Here is an 18,548-nt window from a genome sequence, read left to right as displayed (position 1 = left end):
ATGTGAAAGTAGGACATTGCCAGGATTCAAATACGAGAAAGCCCGACTCGAAAGAGCCGGGCTTTTTTACGTCTGAAGAAAAGTTAAATACGTACAATTAATACACACTAATCTACTTCTAGAATGTAGGTCGGGCGAGCGTAGCGACTCCCGACGCAATGATAATATTCCATTTGCTATTTGACTCTCCACCGCTGTGGGCACTACGACATTACCAGGATTCAAATTAAAGAAACCCGTTACAGCGATGTAACGGGTTTTTTGCTGTCTGGAGTTTAATAAAAAGCCAAGATCTCATGCTAACTCAGTCTTTGTAATGCCCGCCCTTGTAAATCCTTTGAGCCATAACATTCATATCCTTATAGAAAGCTAAGCCATTATAGGCAAAGTCAAGGCGCACATCGTGCTCAGTGTAATCAGTTTTTATAGCCCCGCAAAATGATTAAGGCTTATTGCGGATTAGTATTGCTTTGATATAGAAAATATCACTTTGAAAATAAACATTAAGTTCATGCTTATCTGCTATTTTATTCATGTAACATAGCTAGGCGTGCAGAAGTTGTGCGTGTTAAAATCAAATTTTTATAAATGCCAAAATAGAGGTGTCAATTGCCCACTGCTGACTACCAAACTGTACTAGATGAAATAGCACACGAAGTGCGCCCTTTGTTATCACAAGGTAAAGTTGCGGATTATATACCTGCACTTGCTGAGGTTTCTAGCGAGCAGTTTTCTATTGCTATTTATACCACTGATGGCGAAACCATTTGTGCGGGTGATTGCTCAAAACGTTTTACTATTCAGTCAGTTTCTAAAGTAATGACGCTTACAATGGCGCTACAGCGCTATGGCGACGAGCTATGGCATCGGGTAGGCAAAGAGCCGTCAGGAACCGCGTTTAATTCTCTTACGCAGTTAGAGTTCGAAAAAGGCGTGCCACGTAATCCTTTCATTAATGCTGGCGCGATTGTGACGTGCGATGCTTTGTACAGTCGATTATCCGCACCTCGCCACTCAATGCTTGAAACGTTTAGGTTACTTGCAGGTAATAGTGCAATAGTGATTGATAAAAAAGTGGCCAATTCTGAGTATGAGTTTAGGCATAGAAATGCAGCAATGGCGCATTTAATGAAGTCGTTTGGTAATTTTGAGAATGACGTCGATGATGTACTTTGGTCTTACTTCAATTTTTGTGCGATTGAGCTTAACTGTATTGAGTTAGCTAGAGCGTATAACTTTTTAGCGAATAAAGGGGTTGATTACAGCTCGGGTAAGCGCGTTTTGAGTAGTCGCCAGAATAAACAATTAAATTCGATTTTATTCACCAGCGGCTTATATGATGCGGCAGGAGACTTTGGCTACAGAGTGGGAATGCCGGGTAAATCGGGTGTGTCTGGCACTATATTAGCGGTATTACCGGGTAAGTTTACAGTGGCAGTATATTCACCAGGGCTTAATGAATTTGGTAACTCGGTGGCGGGGATAGCAGCATTAGAGCTGCTATCTAAAAAGCTCGATATTTCGATTTTCTAAAATACCGCAATATGGAGCACGCACAGCTCCCTATTTATTGATCCCAGTACACTTGCTCTAGGCAGTCTTCGCGCTCTGGCAACCCACGTGATAAACGTGGAGAGTGCTGCACTAATACCTCGTAACTTGCACGGTTAGCGTACTTACTAATTTGTGCAAGAGAAGAGTAGGTAATGGCCTTTTGTTCGTGTTTTGCTGAGTTAGCAACATTTAACTTATGGTAAACGTTTGCTGATAAATCGTGTAACACGGCAGCCAACGCACAATCGCCAGCACCATTGGTGTTTTTGATTGAATCAGGCCCACCCATGAATGGTGCCGTATGGCTATACGCTTTTATCGGGTTTTCGCAATCGGATTTTTTCATTGCACGAGAAAACTCATAGCGATTAAAATCGGCAATGGCACCTGGTAATAGTGGGTACTCGGTTGCACGTTTAAAGCTCTCATCAACGTAACCTGCCATAAATAAGCCTTTTTCGCCAGCGGTACAAATAACTAAGTCTACCCAGTCAAGTGCTTTGTCTGCGGCTAATAACGGGTCTTCAAAGCCAGTAATTGCTAGCCCTTCTTCTTCGTTCATGGCAAGTATATCGACATGCTCGTTTACAAAGTTAGCCCACCAAGTTGGATCTTGCTCAATTAAAAACTTAGTGCCGAGTGTTAAAACTACCGGTACACCTGCATCGTTAGCGTATTTAACTGCTTGCATGGTTGCTTCAGTCATTGTTTCATCACCCTGTGTACGCATTAGGTAGGCGCTGATCACAAGTGCTGATGACTGCTCAATTAAGTGTTTATCGATAGACTCAGGCTTTAAGTGATTCATTAAACCGGCGCTAATTGCGAATGTACGCTCGCCTGTTTCATCAATTAAGGTAAAACAACGGCCAATAGGGCCATCTACAGGTTGTAAATAGTCTAAATCAACGCGGCTTGATGTGTTACATAAAAAGCGGTAGGCATAGCTGCCAATTTTTATGTTTTCACTCATAACACCGAGCAATACTGAACGGTCATCTGCTAGTACAGAGTAGTTATGCATTGTGTTACCAATGGTGCCACCGGCAAATTCGTAATCAACCATGTCGTTTAGTTTTAAACGGTCGTAAAGTGCGTTAGTAATATCGCTATCAATAACTTGCGACATTCCTCGGCGAAGTTGAAACTCGTCTAAAAAAGCCTGATCGACTTTGGCCTCAATATCAACAACGATCTGATCGATACCCGTAATGTAGCTACGTTGTAATCGCTCAGTTGCGTTTAGCTGATTAGTAAGTGGATCTTTAGCTTCCACTGGAAAATAATGTTTATGTCTGCGGCGTCCAGGAAATTTCATTTGCTACCTGTGTTGTGAGCTAAATAAAAAAAGCGTGAGATTATAGCGTAAATCACACTCTATGAGCCACGATAAACCACATTATTTTGTTTTATTTTTGCAATAATTTAATCAATTACGCATTTTAAACAGGCAAGTTGATATAATACCGAAAGAAAATTTATTTAAAGTAAGCACTATGAACGATCTTAAAAGCGATGAGTATTGGATGGAGCAGGCATTAGTTTATGCCAATAAGGCGCAGCAATTGGGCGAAATTCCGGTAGGAGCTGTCCTTGTTAAAGATAACACGCTTATTGCAGCGGGTTATAATCGTTCAATTACTGATAACGACCCCTCTGCGCACGCCGAAATGATTGCAGTGCGTGAAGGAGGGAGAGCTTTAAATAATTACCGTTTAATTGATTGCACTTTGTACGTTACGTTAGAGCCATGCTCTATGTGTGCCGGGCTGTTAGTGCATAGCAGAATAAAGCGCCTCGTGTACGGTGCGCCTGATGCTAAAACAGGCTCGGCTGGGTCGATTATGAACTTATTGCAAGAGCCGAGGCTGAACCATCAGGTAGAGGTGTTAGGTGGGGTGCTTGGTCAAACCTGTGGTAGTACTATTTCGGCGTTTTTTAAACAACGCCGAGAACAAATTAAAGCGGCTAAAAAAGCAGCTCGTCAAATTAGTGACTAGTTAGCCTTATCTGAATCTACTTCTATCATTTGCTGCATCGCAAACATGCGACGACGCCAAATAATTTTTTTATGTAAGTTACGTAGCATAATACGACGTCTGGTGGCTGTTGAATGAATAATATTGCGTTTTAGTTTTTGCGTGCGTCTACGTTTTAGCATGTGTTCTCCTAATGCGTGAGAGTGAGAAAGGCACAAGATATATATTAAAAATCAGGTAAATATACTATAAACACACATTAGTGATCATTTCATGACAAGTAAACAGATTTTTAATTTAGTTACTAGAGTGGTTAGGCCTGAAGGGGAAATTAGCGCCTGTTAAAACGAGGAAAGAATCGTTTAATGCCCACATTTTAATGCTTCACAGGCCTGAATAGCCCATTTAAAAACGTAAATATAAACGCTTTACTGAGACTGCTGCGTGTTATTTTCACCTTGCTTACTTTTTTCTTCAGGTGAAAGCGAAGGGGTAGGTTCGGTTTTATCGTTGTTTATACGCTCTTTGCTTGGTTGAGCTGCTTTTTCAACTTCAGGTGCTTCAGGTTCTGATTCAGGTTCTGGCTCTAGGGCATTATTTTCATCAAGCCATACAAGTGCATCGTAATACCTGCGAATGTTATCAACATATTTTACCGCAACATCGCCACGCGCATAGCCGTAACGGGTTTTACGGTAATAACGTTTTTTGATTAAAAGTGGTAATCGCTTTTTAACATCGGCCCATTTATCAGGGCTCGCCCCTTGTTGTTCGGTAATAATGCGCGCGTCGTTAACGTGCCCCCAACCTACATTATAGGCTGCCAGTGCAAGCCAAGTTCTATCGGGCTGCGGGATTCTATCGGGGATGCGTTTAACGAGCTTAGCTAAGTATTTAGCTCCGCCACGGATGTTTTGCTCTGGCTCTAACCTATTTGTTACGCCCACTTGTTTAGCGGTACTGCGTGTCAGCATCATAATGCCTCTTACACCTGTAGGCGATTTAGCGCGAGGGTTCCACATAGATTCTTGGTAGCTAAGCGCAGCAAGTAAGCGCCAGTCAAGGCTACCTGCATATTGCTCAAACCAAGGCCTGTAAGTGGGGAGTGTTTCTTTTATAGCTTCTATGTATGCAAGCGTATTAACGTAGTTAAACTGGCGTACGTGCCCAAAGTACTTTTCTTCGAGCACATACAGCTGGTTACTTTGTTTTACGTCACCAAAAAAGGGCACTAGCAGTGCATAAAGCGAATCATCTTTTGATTTATTAAGGATCCAAGCTATGGGGTCATTTCGGGTAACTGAAAAGCCAATACTTAAATTTGGGTGGTAACGTCGAAACAGCGAAAGCGTGTGTGAGTCGGCGAGGGTGTAATCTATTTCGCCATCGATAACGGCTTGTAAAAGCTCCTCTTCATCGAGTTCTTCGGTTTCTTGCCAGGTTAAATCTGGGTTACTCTTTTTTATTTTTTGTAAGGTTAAAGAGTGGCTACTTTTGGCTATAACGGTAAAGTTTCCATCAAGGTCGTCAAATTCACGTGGGCGAACTCGACCTTGTTTATAAACCAACTTTTGGCTAATTGTTCTGTAAGTGGGGCCATAGCGGTATTGCTGTGCACGCACTTTGTTGTAGGTAAGTCCTGAGGCTATTAAGTCTAAATCACCACTTTCAAGGCGCTCAAACATATCGGATAAATTAAAAAACGGCACTATTTCTAGTTCAACACCTAGGTAGTCGGCAAAAGCTTGAGATAGCTCGTATTCAAAACCTTGCTCGCCTTGCACGGCTTGGTAGTAATTGCTGGCACTGGCAAGGGTACCTACACGTATTTTGTTTTGTGCTTTAATTTGGGCAAGTTGAGTTTGTTGCTCCTGCATATTACACGCACACAACAATATAACTAAAGTGATGATAATTATTAGCTTTTCTTTCAACATTAACCGCCCCATAAAGCTCATACCCCGTTATACCAAAACTTCACTATGGCGTCACTTAGCGTTTAGCTTTTATTGGTAATTTTGCTGCTGTTTATATAAATAAAAAGTTAATTTTCTGAAAAGCGCAATTTGGAGTTAAAACTCGGTGCTACATAGACTATAATGCCCGCCTAAAATATCGTTCAATCCCTAACCCCGGATGAAATTATCTATGTTGATCCTTCGTGGTGCACCAGCACTTTCAGAGTTCAGAGTTAATAAAATTTTAGCGCGTTGCAAACTATCGCAACTTCCAGTCACCAATGTATATGCCGAGTATGCACATTTTGCCGATTTAACCTCGCCTTTGAGTGTTGATGAGCAAACTAAGCTTGAAAAACTACTTACTTACGGTCCAACTATTGCCGAGCATACCCCAGCTGGCACACTTATTTTAGTTACCCCTCGCCCTGGCACCATTTCACCATGGGCATCTAAAGCAACCGACATAGCGCATAACTGTGGCCTTAAACAGGTTCACCGTGTTGAGCGTGGTATTGCTTATTACGTAGAAGGTGAACTAAGTGCAGAGCAGCTTGCTCAAGTAACGGCGTTATTACACGACCGTATGACTGAGGCAACGCATAGCGAACTTGCTTCTGCAGCGCAGTTATTCCGCAATGATTCGCCTCGCGAAATGTCATCAGTTGACATTTTAGGTGGCGGGCGCGAAGCATTGGCTGCGGCAAACGTTGAACAAGGTTTTGCGCTTGCTGATGACGAGATAGACTACTTAGTAGAAAACTTTAAAAAGTTAGGCCGTAACCCTAACGACATAGAGTTATTTATGTTTGCGCAAGCAAACTCAGAGCATTGCCGTCATAAAATATTTAATGCTGATTGGACAATTGATGGTATTGAGCAGCCTAAATCACTGTTTAAAATGATCAAAAATACATTTGAGCACAATCCTGAAAATGTGCTGTCGGCGTACAAAGATAACGCAGCAGTAATGAAGGGCTCAAAAGCGGGTCGTTTCTTCCCGAATGCGCAAGGTGAATATGCGTATCATCAAGAAGACATAGAAATTTTAATGAAGGTAGAAACCCATAACCACCCAACAGCTATAGCACCATTTTCAGGTGCGGCTACAGGCTCAGGTGGTGAAATTCGCGATGAAGGCGCAACAGGCCGCGGCTCTAAGCCAAAAGCGGGTTTAGTTGGTTTTACTGTTTCTAACTTACGTATTCCGGGTTACGAGCAACCGTGGGAAAGCGACTTTGGCAAACCTAATCGTATCGTAAATGCGCTTGATATTATGATGGACGGCCCTTTAGGTGGCGCGGCATTTAATAATGAGTTTGGACGTCCTAACTTATTAGGTTACTTCCGTACTTACGAAGAAAAAGTAACAAGTCACAATGGTGAAGAGGTGCGTGGTTACCACAAGCCTATTATGCTTGCCGGTGGTTTAGGTAATATTCGTGCTGATCATGTTCAAAAAGGGGATATTCCAGTCGGTGCAAAACTTATTGCACTAGGTGGCCCTGCAATGAACATTGGTTTAGGCGGCGGTGCAGCGTCAAGCATGGCATCGGGCCAATCAAACGAAGATTTAGATTTTGCTTCTGTACAGCGTGAAAACCCAGAAATGGAACGCCGTTGCCAAGAAGTGATCGATAAGTGTTGGCAACTAGGGGATGAAAACCCAATTGCGTTTATACACGATGTAGGCGCCGGTGGTTTATCTAATGCGTTTCCTGAGCTTGTAGATGATGGTGGCCGTGGTGGTAAATTCCAACTACGTGATATTCCTAACGATGAGCCGGGCATGGCCCCACACGAAATTTGGTGTAACGAATCACAAGAACGTTATGTACTGGCTGTTGCTGTTGAAGACTTTGATCGTTTTGAAGCCATTTGTAAGCGCGAACGTGCGCAGTACGCAGTAATAGGTGAAGCCACAGAAGAGCGCCACTTAACTGTTGCCGACAGCCACTTTGATAACAGCCCTGTTGATTTGCCGCTTGATGTATTATTAGGTAAAGCACCTAAAATGCATCGCGATGTAACTTCAAAGCAAGTTACCGGCAAGGCAATTGATGCAGAGTCGATTGATATAGCCGAGGCTGCTCAGCGTTTACTGCGCTTACCTACCATTGCAGAAAAAACATTCTTAATTACCATTGGCGATCGCTCGGTTACCGGTTTAGTAGCACGAGATCAAATGGTGGGCCCTTGGCAAGTACCTGTGGCTAACTGTGCAGTTACCGCAGCAACGTACGACACTTATCACGGTGAAGCTATGTCACTGGGTGAGCGCACGCCGGCAGCACTATTAAATTACGGTGCATCGGCGCGTTTAGCTGTGGCAGAGTCACTAACCAATATTGCCTGTGCAAATATTGGTAGCCTAGAGAACATTAAGCTATCGGCTAACTGGATGGCTGCAGCAGGTCACCCTGGTGAAGATGCCGGCCTTTACGAAGCTGTAAAAGCGGTAGGCGAAGAGCTTTGTCCTGCGCTTGGTTTAACTATCCCTGTAGGTAAGGATTCTATGTCGATGAAAACGACATGGAAAAACGAGGATGATAGTGCTGAGCAATCAGTTACTTCTCCGTTATCTCTTATTATTACTGCCTTTGGCCGTGTTGACGACGTGCGTAAAACAGTGACTCCGCAGTTACGTACTGATAAAGGCGATACATCACTTATTTTAGTTGACTTAGGTGCGGGTAAAAACCGACTGGGCGCATCAAGCCTTGCACAGGTTTACAAGCAGCTTGGTGATGTTACTCCAGATGTTGACAGCCCTGAGTTACTTAAAGGCTTTTACAATGCCATGCAAGCACTTGTCGCTGATAGCAAGCTACTTGCTTATCATGACCGCTCAGACGGTGGTTTATTTACTACTGTAACTGAAATGGCATTTGCTGGGCACAACGGTGTGACAGTTGATTTAGCTGGTTTAACCGGGACAGACCTAGAAGCACTTTATAACGAAGAGCTTGGCGCGGTAATTCAAGTTGCTAACAGCGATTTAGATGCCGTAAATGCTGTATTTGAACAACACGGTGTTGCTGCAATTAGCCACGTGATTGGCTCGCTTAATAGCGACGATAGCATTGTATTTAACCGCGGTGAGCAAACAGTACTTAATCATACTCGTACTGAATTACGTACTATTTGGGCCGAAACAACGTACCAAATGCAAGCACGTCGTGATAACCCTGATTGTGCTAAGCAAGAGTTTGATGCCAAGTTTGATGCAAAAGATCCAGGCTTAAACGTAAAACTTAACTTTGACTTAAACGAAGATATAGCCGCACCGTACATCGCAACGGGCGCTAAGCCGCAAATGGCTATTTTACGTGAGCAAGGCGTTAACTCGCATTTAGAAATGGCTGCTGCGTTTAACCGTGCTGGTTTTGCCGCTGTTGATGTACACATGAGCGATATCCTCGAAGGGCGTTTAACCCTTGAGCAATTTAAAGGCTTAGTGGCATGTGGTGGTTTCTCTTATGGTGACGTATTAGGCGCCGGTGAAGGCTGGGCTAAGTCTATATTGTTTAACGATATGGCACGCGATCAGTTCCACAACTTCTTCCACCGTGAAGACACCTTTAGCTTAGGTGTGTGTAATGGTTGTCAAATGTTATCAACATTGAAAGAGTTAATTCCGGGTACTGAGCATTGGCCACGTTTTGTAACAAATAAGTCAGAGCGTTTTGAAGCACGCTTTAGCTTAGTTGAAATACAAGAAAACCCGTCTGTATTCTTTAATGGAATGGCTGGGTCGCGTATGCCAATTGCTGTATCTCATGGTGAAGGCCATGCAGAATTTGCAAACGATGCTGCCACTAAAGCTGCGCTTGAAAGCGGCACTGTTGCGGTTAAATTTGTAGATAACTACGGTAATCCAACAACGCAATACCCGGCTAACCCAAATGGTTCACCAGAGGGTATTACCGGTATTACCTCTACTGATGGCCGTGCCACTGTAATGATGCCGCACCCTGAGCGTGTGTTCCGCGCTGTTGCTAACTCGTGGCACCCAGATGAGTGGAAAGAGGATAGCCCATGGATGCGTATGTTCCGCAACGCACGTAAAAATGTAGGTTAAAAACGACATATACAAGTTAGATTCATAATCTAGCTGTAAAATAAAAAAGGCTGCACTGTGCAGCCTTTTTTGATTGCGTAGATTTAAAATTACGATAGTTTGTAAGGTATGAATAAAAGCTTATAAGGATAGTATGTTAAAGCGCATTGGTTTAATTATGGGTGCTGTGTTGCTAAGTATAGTTTTGCTTGGCTATGTATTTCGTTTGCCACTATTACAATGGGCTGTAGCGCCTGAGCTTGAAAAAGCAGGTGTTACTTTAAACTGCTTAGATTTTTCGCTTACGAGTAAGTTAAATGTGCACGTACAAAAAGCCTGTCTAAGTTACCAAAATCAAGAGCTTGCTCTTACAGGTATTACTGCTAATACTAAGCATGTTAAAGTTAAACACGCAGTACTTAATGTAAATCCATTTCCTCAAAGTAGTAAAACAAGCACTGCTGCCACAATTTTAGATTTAGCGCTTCCTGAAAAAAGGCCAACAATTACAGTTGAGCATTTAACTATACACAGTGCGCTTTTAAAGCGCCCGCTAATGCTAAATATCACCGAGCCCACGCTTAACCAGTTTGTAGTCAATGGTGATTTAAACGCAAGCGCAACGCTTTACAATAATAAGGTACAAGGGCAGCTTAAAGTTAATGATGGATTATTGAAGCTGCTACTTAAAACAGATAATGAGTTATTAAGTGGACTTAGCTTTAATGCAGCGCAGGCATTTAGCTTTAACGGAGTAGAGGCAAGCCTTACTGGTGATTTACAAGCCCAGTATGACTATAAAATACAAAGCTGCGATATAACAAACAGCTCCAAAGGTGTGCTAAGTGCTACCTATAATTTAAATAGCCAAAACCTTGAGCTTGACCCAAGCAAGCTTAAAAACAATGTAAAACTTAGTAATAACTGCCAATCTCTTATTCCTGAAAGTGCCTACAAGTCATTTGCTGTAAAGCAGCTTCCACTTAATTGGCAATGGGCTTTAGTTAAACCAATTAATTTTGCACATAACAACCTTACCTTACCGTTAATAACGCTCAAAAGCGCAGAGCAAGCCAAGCAAAATATAGATATAACGTTTACAGATACGTTTTTAAATACTGCAGCACCGTTACAAAGTGCACGCACACAGCTAAAAGTACAACTACATACAGATGAAATAGACGCTATAACGCTAAGTACGCAGCTTAAAAACGCTCAATTAAGCGGTAATTACGATATTGCGCTTACCTCTTTGCCTGAATTTTTACCGGCTGAGGCTAACAATATTAAAGCTAAAGGGGACTTTGCAGTTACTCAACTTATTGACTTTAAGCCAGAAGGTAGCGCACGTATTGAGTTAAGCGTTGATAGCGCAGCTGCTTATGGCAGCGCTCTTAACGGCTACACAGGTAACCTTGAAGCAAGTATGAATGAAAAGCTCGATGCAAAAGTAACGCTTAAAAGTAAGCTTAAAAGCGTGCAATACAACGAGTATAAACTCAGTGGTATTAATAACACCCTTAGTGCAAGGGCAAGCTTAGGTGTGGGAGAGTTATTTGCTCACTTAAATGCAAGCACCCAAATAAATACACTGACTAGGCCAAATGTCGATTTAAATACAATAAACGTAACGTCAACTGGGCTGCAAAGTCGCGCGCTTAAAGCGTCTCATCATGTATTTGTAAATGGTGTTGAGCTGGTGGCCAATCACCATGTTTCAAAGGTAGCGCATCCGTTTGAAGTGATTATACCAGAGCAAAGTGTGCTTTCGTTAAATTCAATCGTTAGCCAATTTGAACCGTTAGCTCAGCTAACCCAAGGAAAATTGGGTGGGCGTATAAGTGGTGATGTGAATTTACAAAAAGCAAATTTTACTTTAACGATGACTGATACCAGTGCACTGTATAACGACTACTTAGCTAATCAATTTAGTATGCAGCTAGGTGGGCAGTACGATTCAGGGCAGCTTAATGTTGCCCCTACTACCTTTAATCTTAATGAATTACGTGCAGGCGCTGTAGTTAAAAGTATCACGGGTAATATTAAAGTGATTAATAATAGCGCGCAGGCCATTGATATTGAAGGCGATATTTTTGGTGGTAAATTTTCTTTAGATAAATACACGCTTTTAAAGCAACAGCAAACAGCTAATGTTACGTTTGAAAATGTTGATGCCAGTAAATTAATAACGCTTGACGATAAGTCGGGTATTACCCTAACAGGTAGGCTAAAAGGGTCGTTGCCATTTTATTTTGATGAAACAGGGGTTGTGGTAAAAAATGGCAGCCTAGCCAATCAAGGCCAAGGGAAGCTTATTATTAGTAATAACGAAGCATTTGACGCTGTTATGCGCCAGCAACAAGAGTTACAACCTGTGCTTGGGTTGCTCAAAAACCTTGATATACAAAAACTTAATAGTACAGTAGCGCTTAAAAGTGATGGCTGGTTAAACTTAGGTGTTAACTTACAAGGCTTTAATGAGCCAGAGCAGCAACAAGTTAACTTTAATTATAATCACGAAGAAAACGTGTTTACGTTGCTAAGAGCGCTTAGACTGAGCGACGAAATAACGCAAAAAGTTGAGCAGCAATACTCTAAAAAGGAAACTAATGATGAAAAATTTGTTGAGCATTAAGGCCGTTATTGCACTTGCTGCTATTAGCGCTTTAAGCGCATGTACCCACAGAGTAGAGGTGGCAGCGAAAGAGCCGATAACGATCAATCTAAATGTAAAAGTAGATCACGAAATTCGAGTAAAAGTAGATAAAGAACTCGATAACTTATTCAGTGACGACAGTGAATTATTTTAGGAGCTAAATGATGACTATAAAAAATAAATTAAGTATTGCTACTCTAGTAAGTGCAGTATGTTTGTCGTTTTCGGCGTGGGCTATTAGTCTAGATGATGCTAAAAACCAAGGCTTAGTGGGTGAAGATAGCTCAGGTTACTTAGGGCTTGTGGTACAAAACAGCGAGGCAAAAGCCGTGGTTGAAGAAATTAACGCTAAACGTAAAGCACAGTATTTAAAGCTGGCTAAAAAGAACGATTTATCGCTGGCACAAGTAGAAGCACTCGCAGCAGCTAAAACAATCGAAAAGACCAAAAGTGGCCACTATATTGAAGTGAATGGTAACTGGATTAAAAAGTAATACAGCAGCTAAACATATTACTTAAAACCGAGCGTTTAGGCGCTCGGTTTTTTTATATTTGCTAAAAGTTGCTGCCAAAAGTCGAATCCTTTGCGCCTTGCAAGCTTTATATTGTGCTCTGGTATAGATTCAGGCTCGTTATAGTTATCAAGCGCTTCGCTCATACTCAGTTCGCGAATTAAATGCAGTGTAGGGTAGGGGGCTCGGTTAGTGTAATTTGCCGCATCATCTTCATCGCTGTCGGCAAACACGTAATCGGGATGAAAATTAGCAATTTGGTATTTACCTTCAAACCCTTGTGCTACCAGTAAGGCATTGGCTAAATCGACTAAATCTAAAAAGTCTTCAAAATCGCTAAAGCCGTTATCAAACAGTATTAATGTGGTTTCGCGCTCTGGATTTTGATCAAGCTGCACACACTGCTCTAGCATGTCCATTACAGCGTCATCAATTTTTGTTGCAGGGCTAAGCACATAATGAATACAGTTATTTTCTACTTCTTTACGGGCAAATGGGCAAAAGTTATATTTTACAATAACGGATGATACCCACTCGCGGGTTTGGGCAATTGCTTGATGAGTCATGCTTTTAGCTCTAAATACTGATTTATAATGGTTAATGTTTTTTCAATGGCGCCTTGGTTTTTAACTACACATTGCTGCGCTTTAATACCCAAGCTTTGGCACGCTTTGGTGTTTTGGCTTAAATTAATTAATTGTTTAGCAAGCTCATCGGTATTTTCAACAACGACAGCCCCTTTAAGTTTAATTAGCTCAGGGTAGATATGATCAAAATTATACGTATGTGGGCCTGTAATAACACCAACCGAAAAAGCAGCAGCTTCAAGTGGGTTGTGCCCACCTCGGTGAATTAAACTGCCGCCTATGTAACTTACATTCGCTGCGCCATATAAACACTGTAGTTCGCCCAGTGTATCAGCTAATAGTACCTGCTCGTTTTGATAGTTATTGTTGCTGCGACGACTAAAGCTAAGTGGGCTTTGAGTTATCGTATCGGCTACTTTATCAAATTGCTCTGGGTGGCGCGGTGCTATAACTAAAAGTGCATTAGGGTATTTTTTTAATAGCTGCTGATGGGCGTTTAATATCATTTCGTGTTCAAGCGGGTGAGTGGAGCCTGCCACCCATACAAAACGTTCTTTGGTTTTATATTCGGCTTTAAGATTTGCAACTTTAGTTAGTTGCTCATTGCTTGGCGTAATGTCGAACTTTATTGAGCCTGTAACATGGCTTTTTGAAGGGGGTAAACCAAGTTCAATAAAGCGCTTAGCATCATTTTTATTATGACTTGCAAGCACTGAAATTGAACGCATAATTATATGCGTTAACCCTGCCACCTTTTGATACCCCTGTTGCGATTTTTCGCTTAGGCGAGCATTAAGCACTAATACCGGAATATTCTTTTTATGGCTTATTGCCATTAAATTAGGCCACAGCTCAGTTTCTAAAATACACAGTGCCTGTGGATTTACGCGCTTTAAAAATCGAGCGCTCGAACCTGCAAAGTCTATAGGTAAATAACAACACGCCACGGTATTTTTAAATTGTTCACTAATTTGCGCACGCCCGGTAGGAGTATTGCAGGTAATAAGTATATTAAGCTGCGGGTGTTGTTTTTGCAGAGCTTTAATCAGTGGCGCTGCAGCAAGGACCTCACCTACAGAAGCGCAGTGGAACACAACCGGTTTAGCGCTATTATTAAATAAGTGTTTGCTAATAAAACCAAAGCGCTCTTTAAAGTGCGCGCGGTAGCCTTTATTTTTTTTACCTCTTAGTACATACAAGTAAAATACAATCAGTGGGCTAATTAAAATTAAAGCGAGTGAGTAAAAAATGCGTGCCATACTGAACTTTTATTAAGGTAAGTGGCGCTAGTTTAACGCGAAAGTGATAATTTCTGAACATGTGAAGCACTAAATTATAATTCAGTTCAGCTATATTCCCATAAAATACACACAACTAAATAAAACTATGGAATAATGGATTTAATTTTTTCCTGCCATTTCAGTTCCTAGAGGAATTTTTCATGTCAATTATCGATTCTGTGGCAACAAGCTACGTTGAAAGTTTAAACCGTCATCAAGCCTTATTTGAAACGATGGAGGCTTATCATCAAGAGTCTATGCAATTATTAGAAGCGTGCCACAGTGCATTGCAAGCTGGTGGTAAGGTTATTTGGTTTGGCAACGGCGGAAGTGCTGCCGATGCACAGCATTTAGCTGCCGAATTTGTCGTGCGTTATAAGTTAGAGCGTGGCCCTCTTGCCTCAATGGCGCTGACCACAGATACCTCAATATTAACTGCGCACAGTAACGACTACCACTTTGATACGGTATTTGAACGCCAAGTTCAGGCTTTATGTAAACCAGAAGATTTAGTGATTGGTTTAACAACCTCAGGTACCAGCGCCAATATTAATTTAGCACTGGAAGCAGCTAACAAAATTGGCGCGTTTACGGTTGCCTTAACCGGTCGCGAGGGCGGTAAAGTAAAAGACATTGCTAAGTTGCCCATTATTATAAAAAATGATGAAACAGCTCGTATCCAAGAGGCACATATGTTTATTGGCCACTGGCTATGTGAAGCTATCGATATGGTTGTTGCGGAGCAGCAGTAATGGATTTATCGCTATTAAAAAACTTATCTAAAGCGCGTATTTTAGTTGTGGGCGATGTCATGCTAGACCGATACTGGTACGGCGATACAGGGCGTATTTCGCCTGAGGCCCCAGTACCCGTTGTTAAAGTAAGCAAGTTTGAAGATAAAGCGGGTGGTGCTGCAAATGTTGCAAAAAACATTGCTAGGCTTGATGCCAAAGTGGGCTTACTTGGTTTAATTGGTGAAGATGAAAGCGGGCAAATCTTAGAAACCATTTTAAAGGGTGAAAAAATACATTCACAGCTTGTTAGTGTATGCGATTTGCCCACTATTTCTAAAATGCGTGTAATTAGCCGCCATCAACAACTTGTGCGCCTAGATTTAGAAGAGACCTTTAGCGAGCAGCATAGCCAGTTGTTATTAAACCGTTTAGAGCTGGTGCTTGATGATTACGACTTTGTGGTATTTTCTGATTACAGCAAAGGCTCGCTGAGCTTAATTAAAGAAATGGTTAGCGTTGCTAAAGCGGCGGGTAAAACCGTGCTTATAGATCCTAAATCGCCCGATTTACACTTATACGAAGGCGCAGACTACATTACCCCTAATTTACATGAATTTAATTTGGCTGGGGGGAAAACAGGCTCTGAAGAAATATTAGCACAAAGCGCGCGTGAGCTAATTAGTAAAAATGGTATTAAAGCCATGCTACTTACACGCTCTGAGCAAGGTATGTCATTAATTAACGCCGATGAAAAACACGACTTTGCAGCGCAGCAGCTAGAAGTAAGTGATGTAACTGGCGCAGGCGATACTGTTATAGCTACGCTTGCGGTGATGCTCGGGGCAGGTATGGAGCCTAAAGATTCGGTAGAAATTGCTAATTTAGCCGCAGGCATTGTAGTAAGTAAGTTGGGGGCGGCAACGGTTTCACCAGAAGAGCTTAGCCAAAAGCTTGGCCAATACTTACACACCAATGGCGAGCACTACCAAACTCCGTTTGACGATGTGCTGCAACACATTGAGTTTGCTAAGCAAAATGGCGAAACGATAGTGTTTACCAATGGCTGTTTTGATATTTTACACGCAGGCCACGTACGCTATTTAGCCCAAGCCAAAGCGCGTGGAGATAGACTCGTTGTTGGTTTAAATAATGATGATTCAATTACGCGTTTAAAAGGCCCTGAGCGCCCTATAAATCCACTTGATGAGCGCGCAATGGTATTAAGTGCACTCGCCTCTGTAGATTGGGTAATTCCCTTTGGCAGCGCGGACGAAAACGACACTCCCGCTAAATTAATCGAGCAAATAAGCCCCGATATTTTAGTTAAAGGTGGTGATTACACCGTAGAGCAAATAGCTGGCGCCGATCATGTGCTACGCCATGGTGGCAAAGTAGAAGTGCTGACATTTTTAGATGGTTGTTCAACCTCTAAGGTGATTAGCAAAATAAAGCAGTAATATTTGCTGATTAAATAAAAAGGGTTGAAAACGCAGTTTTCAACCCTTTTTTTGTTATAAATAGCTGGCTTTAAAATGCTATTTTTAAATATACGGTTTAAAAATTATATTCGTACTTAGCAAACGCTGATGTGTCGTTTTCTGCGCCATCGTTGTTTGATGCAAAAGCGCCGAGCGTTAAGCGCCCACCCATAGCCAGCTGCCTGTAGCGTAGCTCAACTTGTTTTGAGTTATAACCGGTTTTGGTAATTGTATTACCTAAATCGGGGTTACTAGGGTAACGGTCGAGATTATCGCTGTTGTAATCCACACTACGTAGTTTTACTTGCCAGTCATCGCCATTTGAAAGCTGACCTAAAAGTGTTAATACCACTGACTGTGCATCATTATCAAAGGTTGAGCCAATAGTGCGGCCGTGGTAACGATAGCCCGATTTATAATCGGAGTGTTCGTAGTAGCAGTTTTCACTGGTTGATTCGGCCGAGCACGATACACCTGTATCTATGTATTCAACGTTAACGAGTACATTTTGATTGTAAATGCGCTGCGTAGTTTGTACGCCAAATAAGTACGCTCTGTCGGCAGGTTTGAATTGCGAGCTGGCATCTTCGCCAATTGTACTTGCGTAGATTGCATAGGGGTGACTAAATAAAGTGTCAGACCAACGCACATCTATGCCAGCAAGCTGATTACCAATTTTAGTCTCTAGTGAGCTATCACAACTTTCATTGCCATCAATACAATTAGTTTGCCCAGTAATAACATCAATAAAATCACCTGCTGAGCTTGGTTGGCCTTCACCGGCCCACTGCGCAGACCAACTTAAAGCAATTTCAAGCTGTTGCATCGGGCGAAAGTTAACACGGCTGCTCCAAAGCAGCGCATCAGGAATAACACGGGTCGATTCTAACTTTGCCATTTGCGCGGTAAAGCTCCATTGCCCAAGCCAACTTAACCAAGGCGTTTCAAACGCTGTGCTTTGTTCACGGGTTACACTTAGTGCCGGCAGTGGCTTTGCATTACCCGACATAATTAAACTGTTATCAACACCTGGGCCCCAAAACTGCTCTACGGCACCGGCTCTAAAAATCCAATTGCCCAAGCGGTAGGCTAAGTAGCTATCGTCAAATGAGGTATCGTTACAATCTTCAAGTGCTTGTTCGTTAGTGGCTATATCATCGGTTGTTTTGCCATCAACTAAGCATTGCTTACCATCGTTACGGTAATTAATGGCTACCTTCGCCGCAAAGTTATCGCCAAGGTAGGCGTAGGCCGCAGAAAGCTCAGATTCTTGTGTGTTGGTTGCCCCAAAGCTGGTGGCTATAATTGGGTCTGATGCGGCAAACGCTGAGAGTTGTACACTGTGCGAGCTGCTGTTTTCTGACTTATAACGATGTTTTACACGAAGCAGTGCATCTTGCAGGCTGGGAGATAAAAGTTCAAGCTTGCTCGATTCTAGCTCGCCAATAAAGCTTTTCCACATTAGCGGGTAGGTGGTTACAGGCGCTAAAATAACACCGGCATCAGCCAGTTGTTGAATGTCGGCACGTAGACTGTAATCGTCTGGCTTTACCCAGGGCTCTGCAGTTACTGATGCGCTCATAGCGCAAAAAAGAGAAGAAAGTAGAAAGATTCTGTTTCGCAAAGTTCAGATCCTTGTGATTAAGATTGCGGCTAAGTTTACCAATATAACATGGCTATTGCAGTAAATAATCTATTTTATGGCGTTAAATTTGTGTATAAAAATGTAACCTAGCTATCGTAAAAACAA

The 18,548-nt window shown here is 42.2% G+C and carries 14 protein-coding genes; 8 read left to right on the top strand and 6 right to left on the bottom strand.

Features of this window, described 5'->3' with window-relative positions; all coding sequences use genetic code 11:
- Positions 1–609: 609 nt before the first annotated feature.
- Complete coding sequence (gene glsB / locus B4F91_RS02275; RefSeq protein ID WP_004588579.1) at positions 610–1,533, top strand: glutaminase B; 924 nt, start codon at positions 610–612, stop codon at positions 1,531–1,533.
- Positions 1,534–1,567: 34 nt separating this feature from the next.
- On the opposite strand, the gene B4F91_RS02270 is transcribed toward glsB, so the two are convergent.
- A complete protein-coding gene (locus B4F91_RS02270; RefSeq protein WP_004588578.1) occupies positions 1,568–2,872 on the bottom strand; it encodes an inosine/guanosine kinase in 1,305 nt (434 codons plus the stop codon).
- 178 nt (positions 2,873–3,050) lie between these two features.
- Here B4F91_RS02270 and tadA point away from each other — a divergent pair, with 178 nt between their 5' ends.
- Positions 3,051–3,554, top strand: a complete 504-nt coding sequence (gene tadA, locus B4F91_RS02265) for a tRNA adenosine(34) deaminase TadA (RefSeq protein ID WP_004588577.1) — start codon at positions 3,051–3,053, stop codon at positions 3,552–3,554.
- On the opposite strand, the gene B4F91_RS02260 is transcribed toward tadA, so the two are convergent.
- The gene (locus B4F91_RS02260) at positions 3,551–3,715 is read right to left on the bottom strand and encodes a hypothetical protein (protein ID WP_004588576.1); all 165 of its coding nucleotides are present in this window, start codon (positions 3,713–3,715) and stop codon (positions 3,551–3,553) included. The two genes, tadA and B4F91_RS02260, sit on opposite strands and share 4 nt — an antisense overlap.
- Before the next feature lie 246 nt (positions 3,716–3,961).
- Positions 3,962–5,470, bottom strand: coding sequence for a membrane-bound lytic murein transglycosylase MltF (gene mltF, locus B4F91_RS02255; RefSeq protein ID WP_286938663.1), 1,509 nt, complete (start codon positions 5,468–5,470; stop codon positions 3,962–3,964).
- 211 nt (positions 5,471–5,681) lie between these two features.
- Between mltF and purL the strand changes: the two genes are divergently transcribed.
- From purL to B4F91_RS02235, 4 genes are all read left to right on the top strand, one after another.
- Positions 5,682–9,572: a phosphoribosylformylglycinamidine synthase gene (gene purL, locus B4F91_RS02250; RefSeq protein ID WP_288635352.1), complete on the top strand. Its 3,891-nt coding sequence runs from the start codon at positions 5,682–5,684 to the stop codon at positions 9,570–9,572.
- Between the two features lie 133 nt (positions 9,573–9,705).
- Positions 9,706–12,186, top strand: coding sequence for a YdbH domain-containing protein (locus B4F91_RS02245; protein WP_288635351.1), 2,481 nt, complete (start codon positions 9,706–9,708; stop codon positions 12,184–12,186).
- Entirely contained in the window at positions 12,164–12,361 is a 198-nt protein-coding gene (locus B4F91_RS02240; RefSeq protein ID WP_004588572.1) for a YnbE family lipoprotein, read from the top strand. The genes B4F91_RS02245 and B4F91_RS02240 overlap by 23 nt, the downstream gene beginning before the upstream one ends.
- A 10-nt stretch (positions 12,362–12,371) precedes the next feature.
- On the top strand, positions 12,372–12,701 hold the full coding sequence (locus tag B4F91_RS02235) for a YdbL family protein (protein WP_286937864.1): 330 nt from the start codon (positions 12,372–12,374) through the stop codon (positions 12,699–12,701).
- Between the two features lie 35 nt (positions 12,702–12,736).
- Here B4F91_RS02235 and B4F91_RS02230 read toward each other — a convergent pair whose 3' ends face one another.
- Complete coding sequence (locus B4F91_RS02230; RefSeq protein WP_064386926.1) at positions 12,737–13,285, bottom strand: DUF1415 domain-containing protein; 549 nt, start codon at positions 13,283–13,285, stop codon at positions 12,737–12,739.
- Entirely contained in the window at positions 13,282–14,565 is a 1,284-nt protein-coding gene (waaA, locus tag B4F91_RS02225) for a lipid IV(A) 3-deoxy-D-manno-octulosonic acid transferase (RefSeq protein WP_286937861.1), read from the bottom strand. Before waaA ends, B4F91_RS02230 begins: the two co-directional genes overlap by 4 nt.
- A gap of 182 nt (positions 14,566–14,747) precedes the next feature.
- On the opposite strand from waaA, the gene B4F91_RS02220 reads away from it, so the two are divergent.
- Both B4F91_RS02220 and hldE read left to right on the top strand, forming a co-directional pair.
- Positions 14,748–15,338: a D-sedoheptulose-7-phosphate isomerase gene (locus tag B4F91_RS02220; RefSeq protein WP_004588568.1), complete on the top strand. Its 591-nt coding sequence runs from the start codon at positions 14,748–14,750 to the stop codon at positions 15,336–15,338.
- Positions 15,338–16,777, top strand: a complete 1,440-nt coding sequence (gene hldE / locus B4F91_RS02215) for a bifunctional D-glycero-beta-D-manno-heptose-7-phosphate kinase/D-glycero-beta-D-manno-heptose 1-phosphate adenylyltransferase HldE (RefSeq protein ID WP_096042155.1) — start codon at positions 15,338–15,340, stop codon at positions 16,775–16,777. The genes B4F91_RS02220 and hldE overlap by 1 nt, the downstream gene beginning before the upstream one ends.
- Before the next feature lie 97 nt (positions 16,778–16,874).
- Here hldE and B4F91_RS02210 read toward each other — a convergent pair whose 3' ends face one another.
- Positions 16,875–18,380: a capsule assembly Wzi family protein gene (locus B4F91_RS02210; RefSeq protein WP_096042154.1), complete on the bottom strand. Its 1,506-nt coding sequence runs from the start codon at positions 18,378–18,380 to the stop codon at positions 16,875–16,877.
- Positions 18,381–18,548 lie beyond the last annotated feature (168 nt).

The organism is Pseudoalteromonas sp. UBA6610 (assembly GCF_002433295.1).
GTDB lineage: Bacteria > Pseudomonadota > Gammaproteobacteria > Enterobacterales > Alteromonadaceae > Pseudoalteromonas > Pseudoalteromonas atlantica.
The sequence above is the reverse complement of the archived record's forward strand: the minus strand, read 5'-3'. Positions and strand labels throughout refer to the sequence as shown.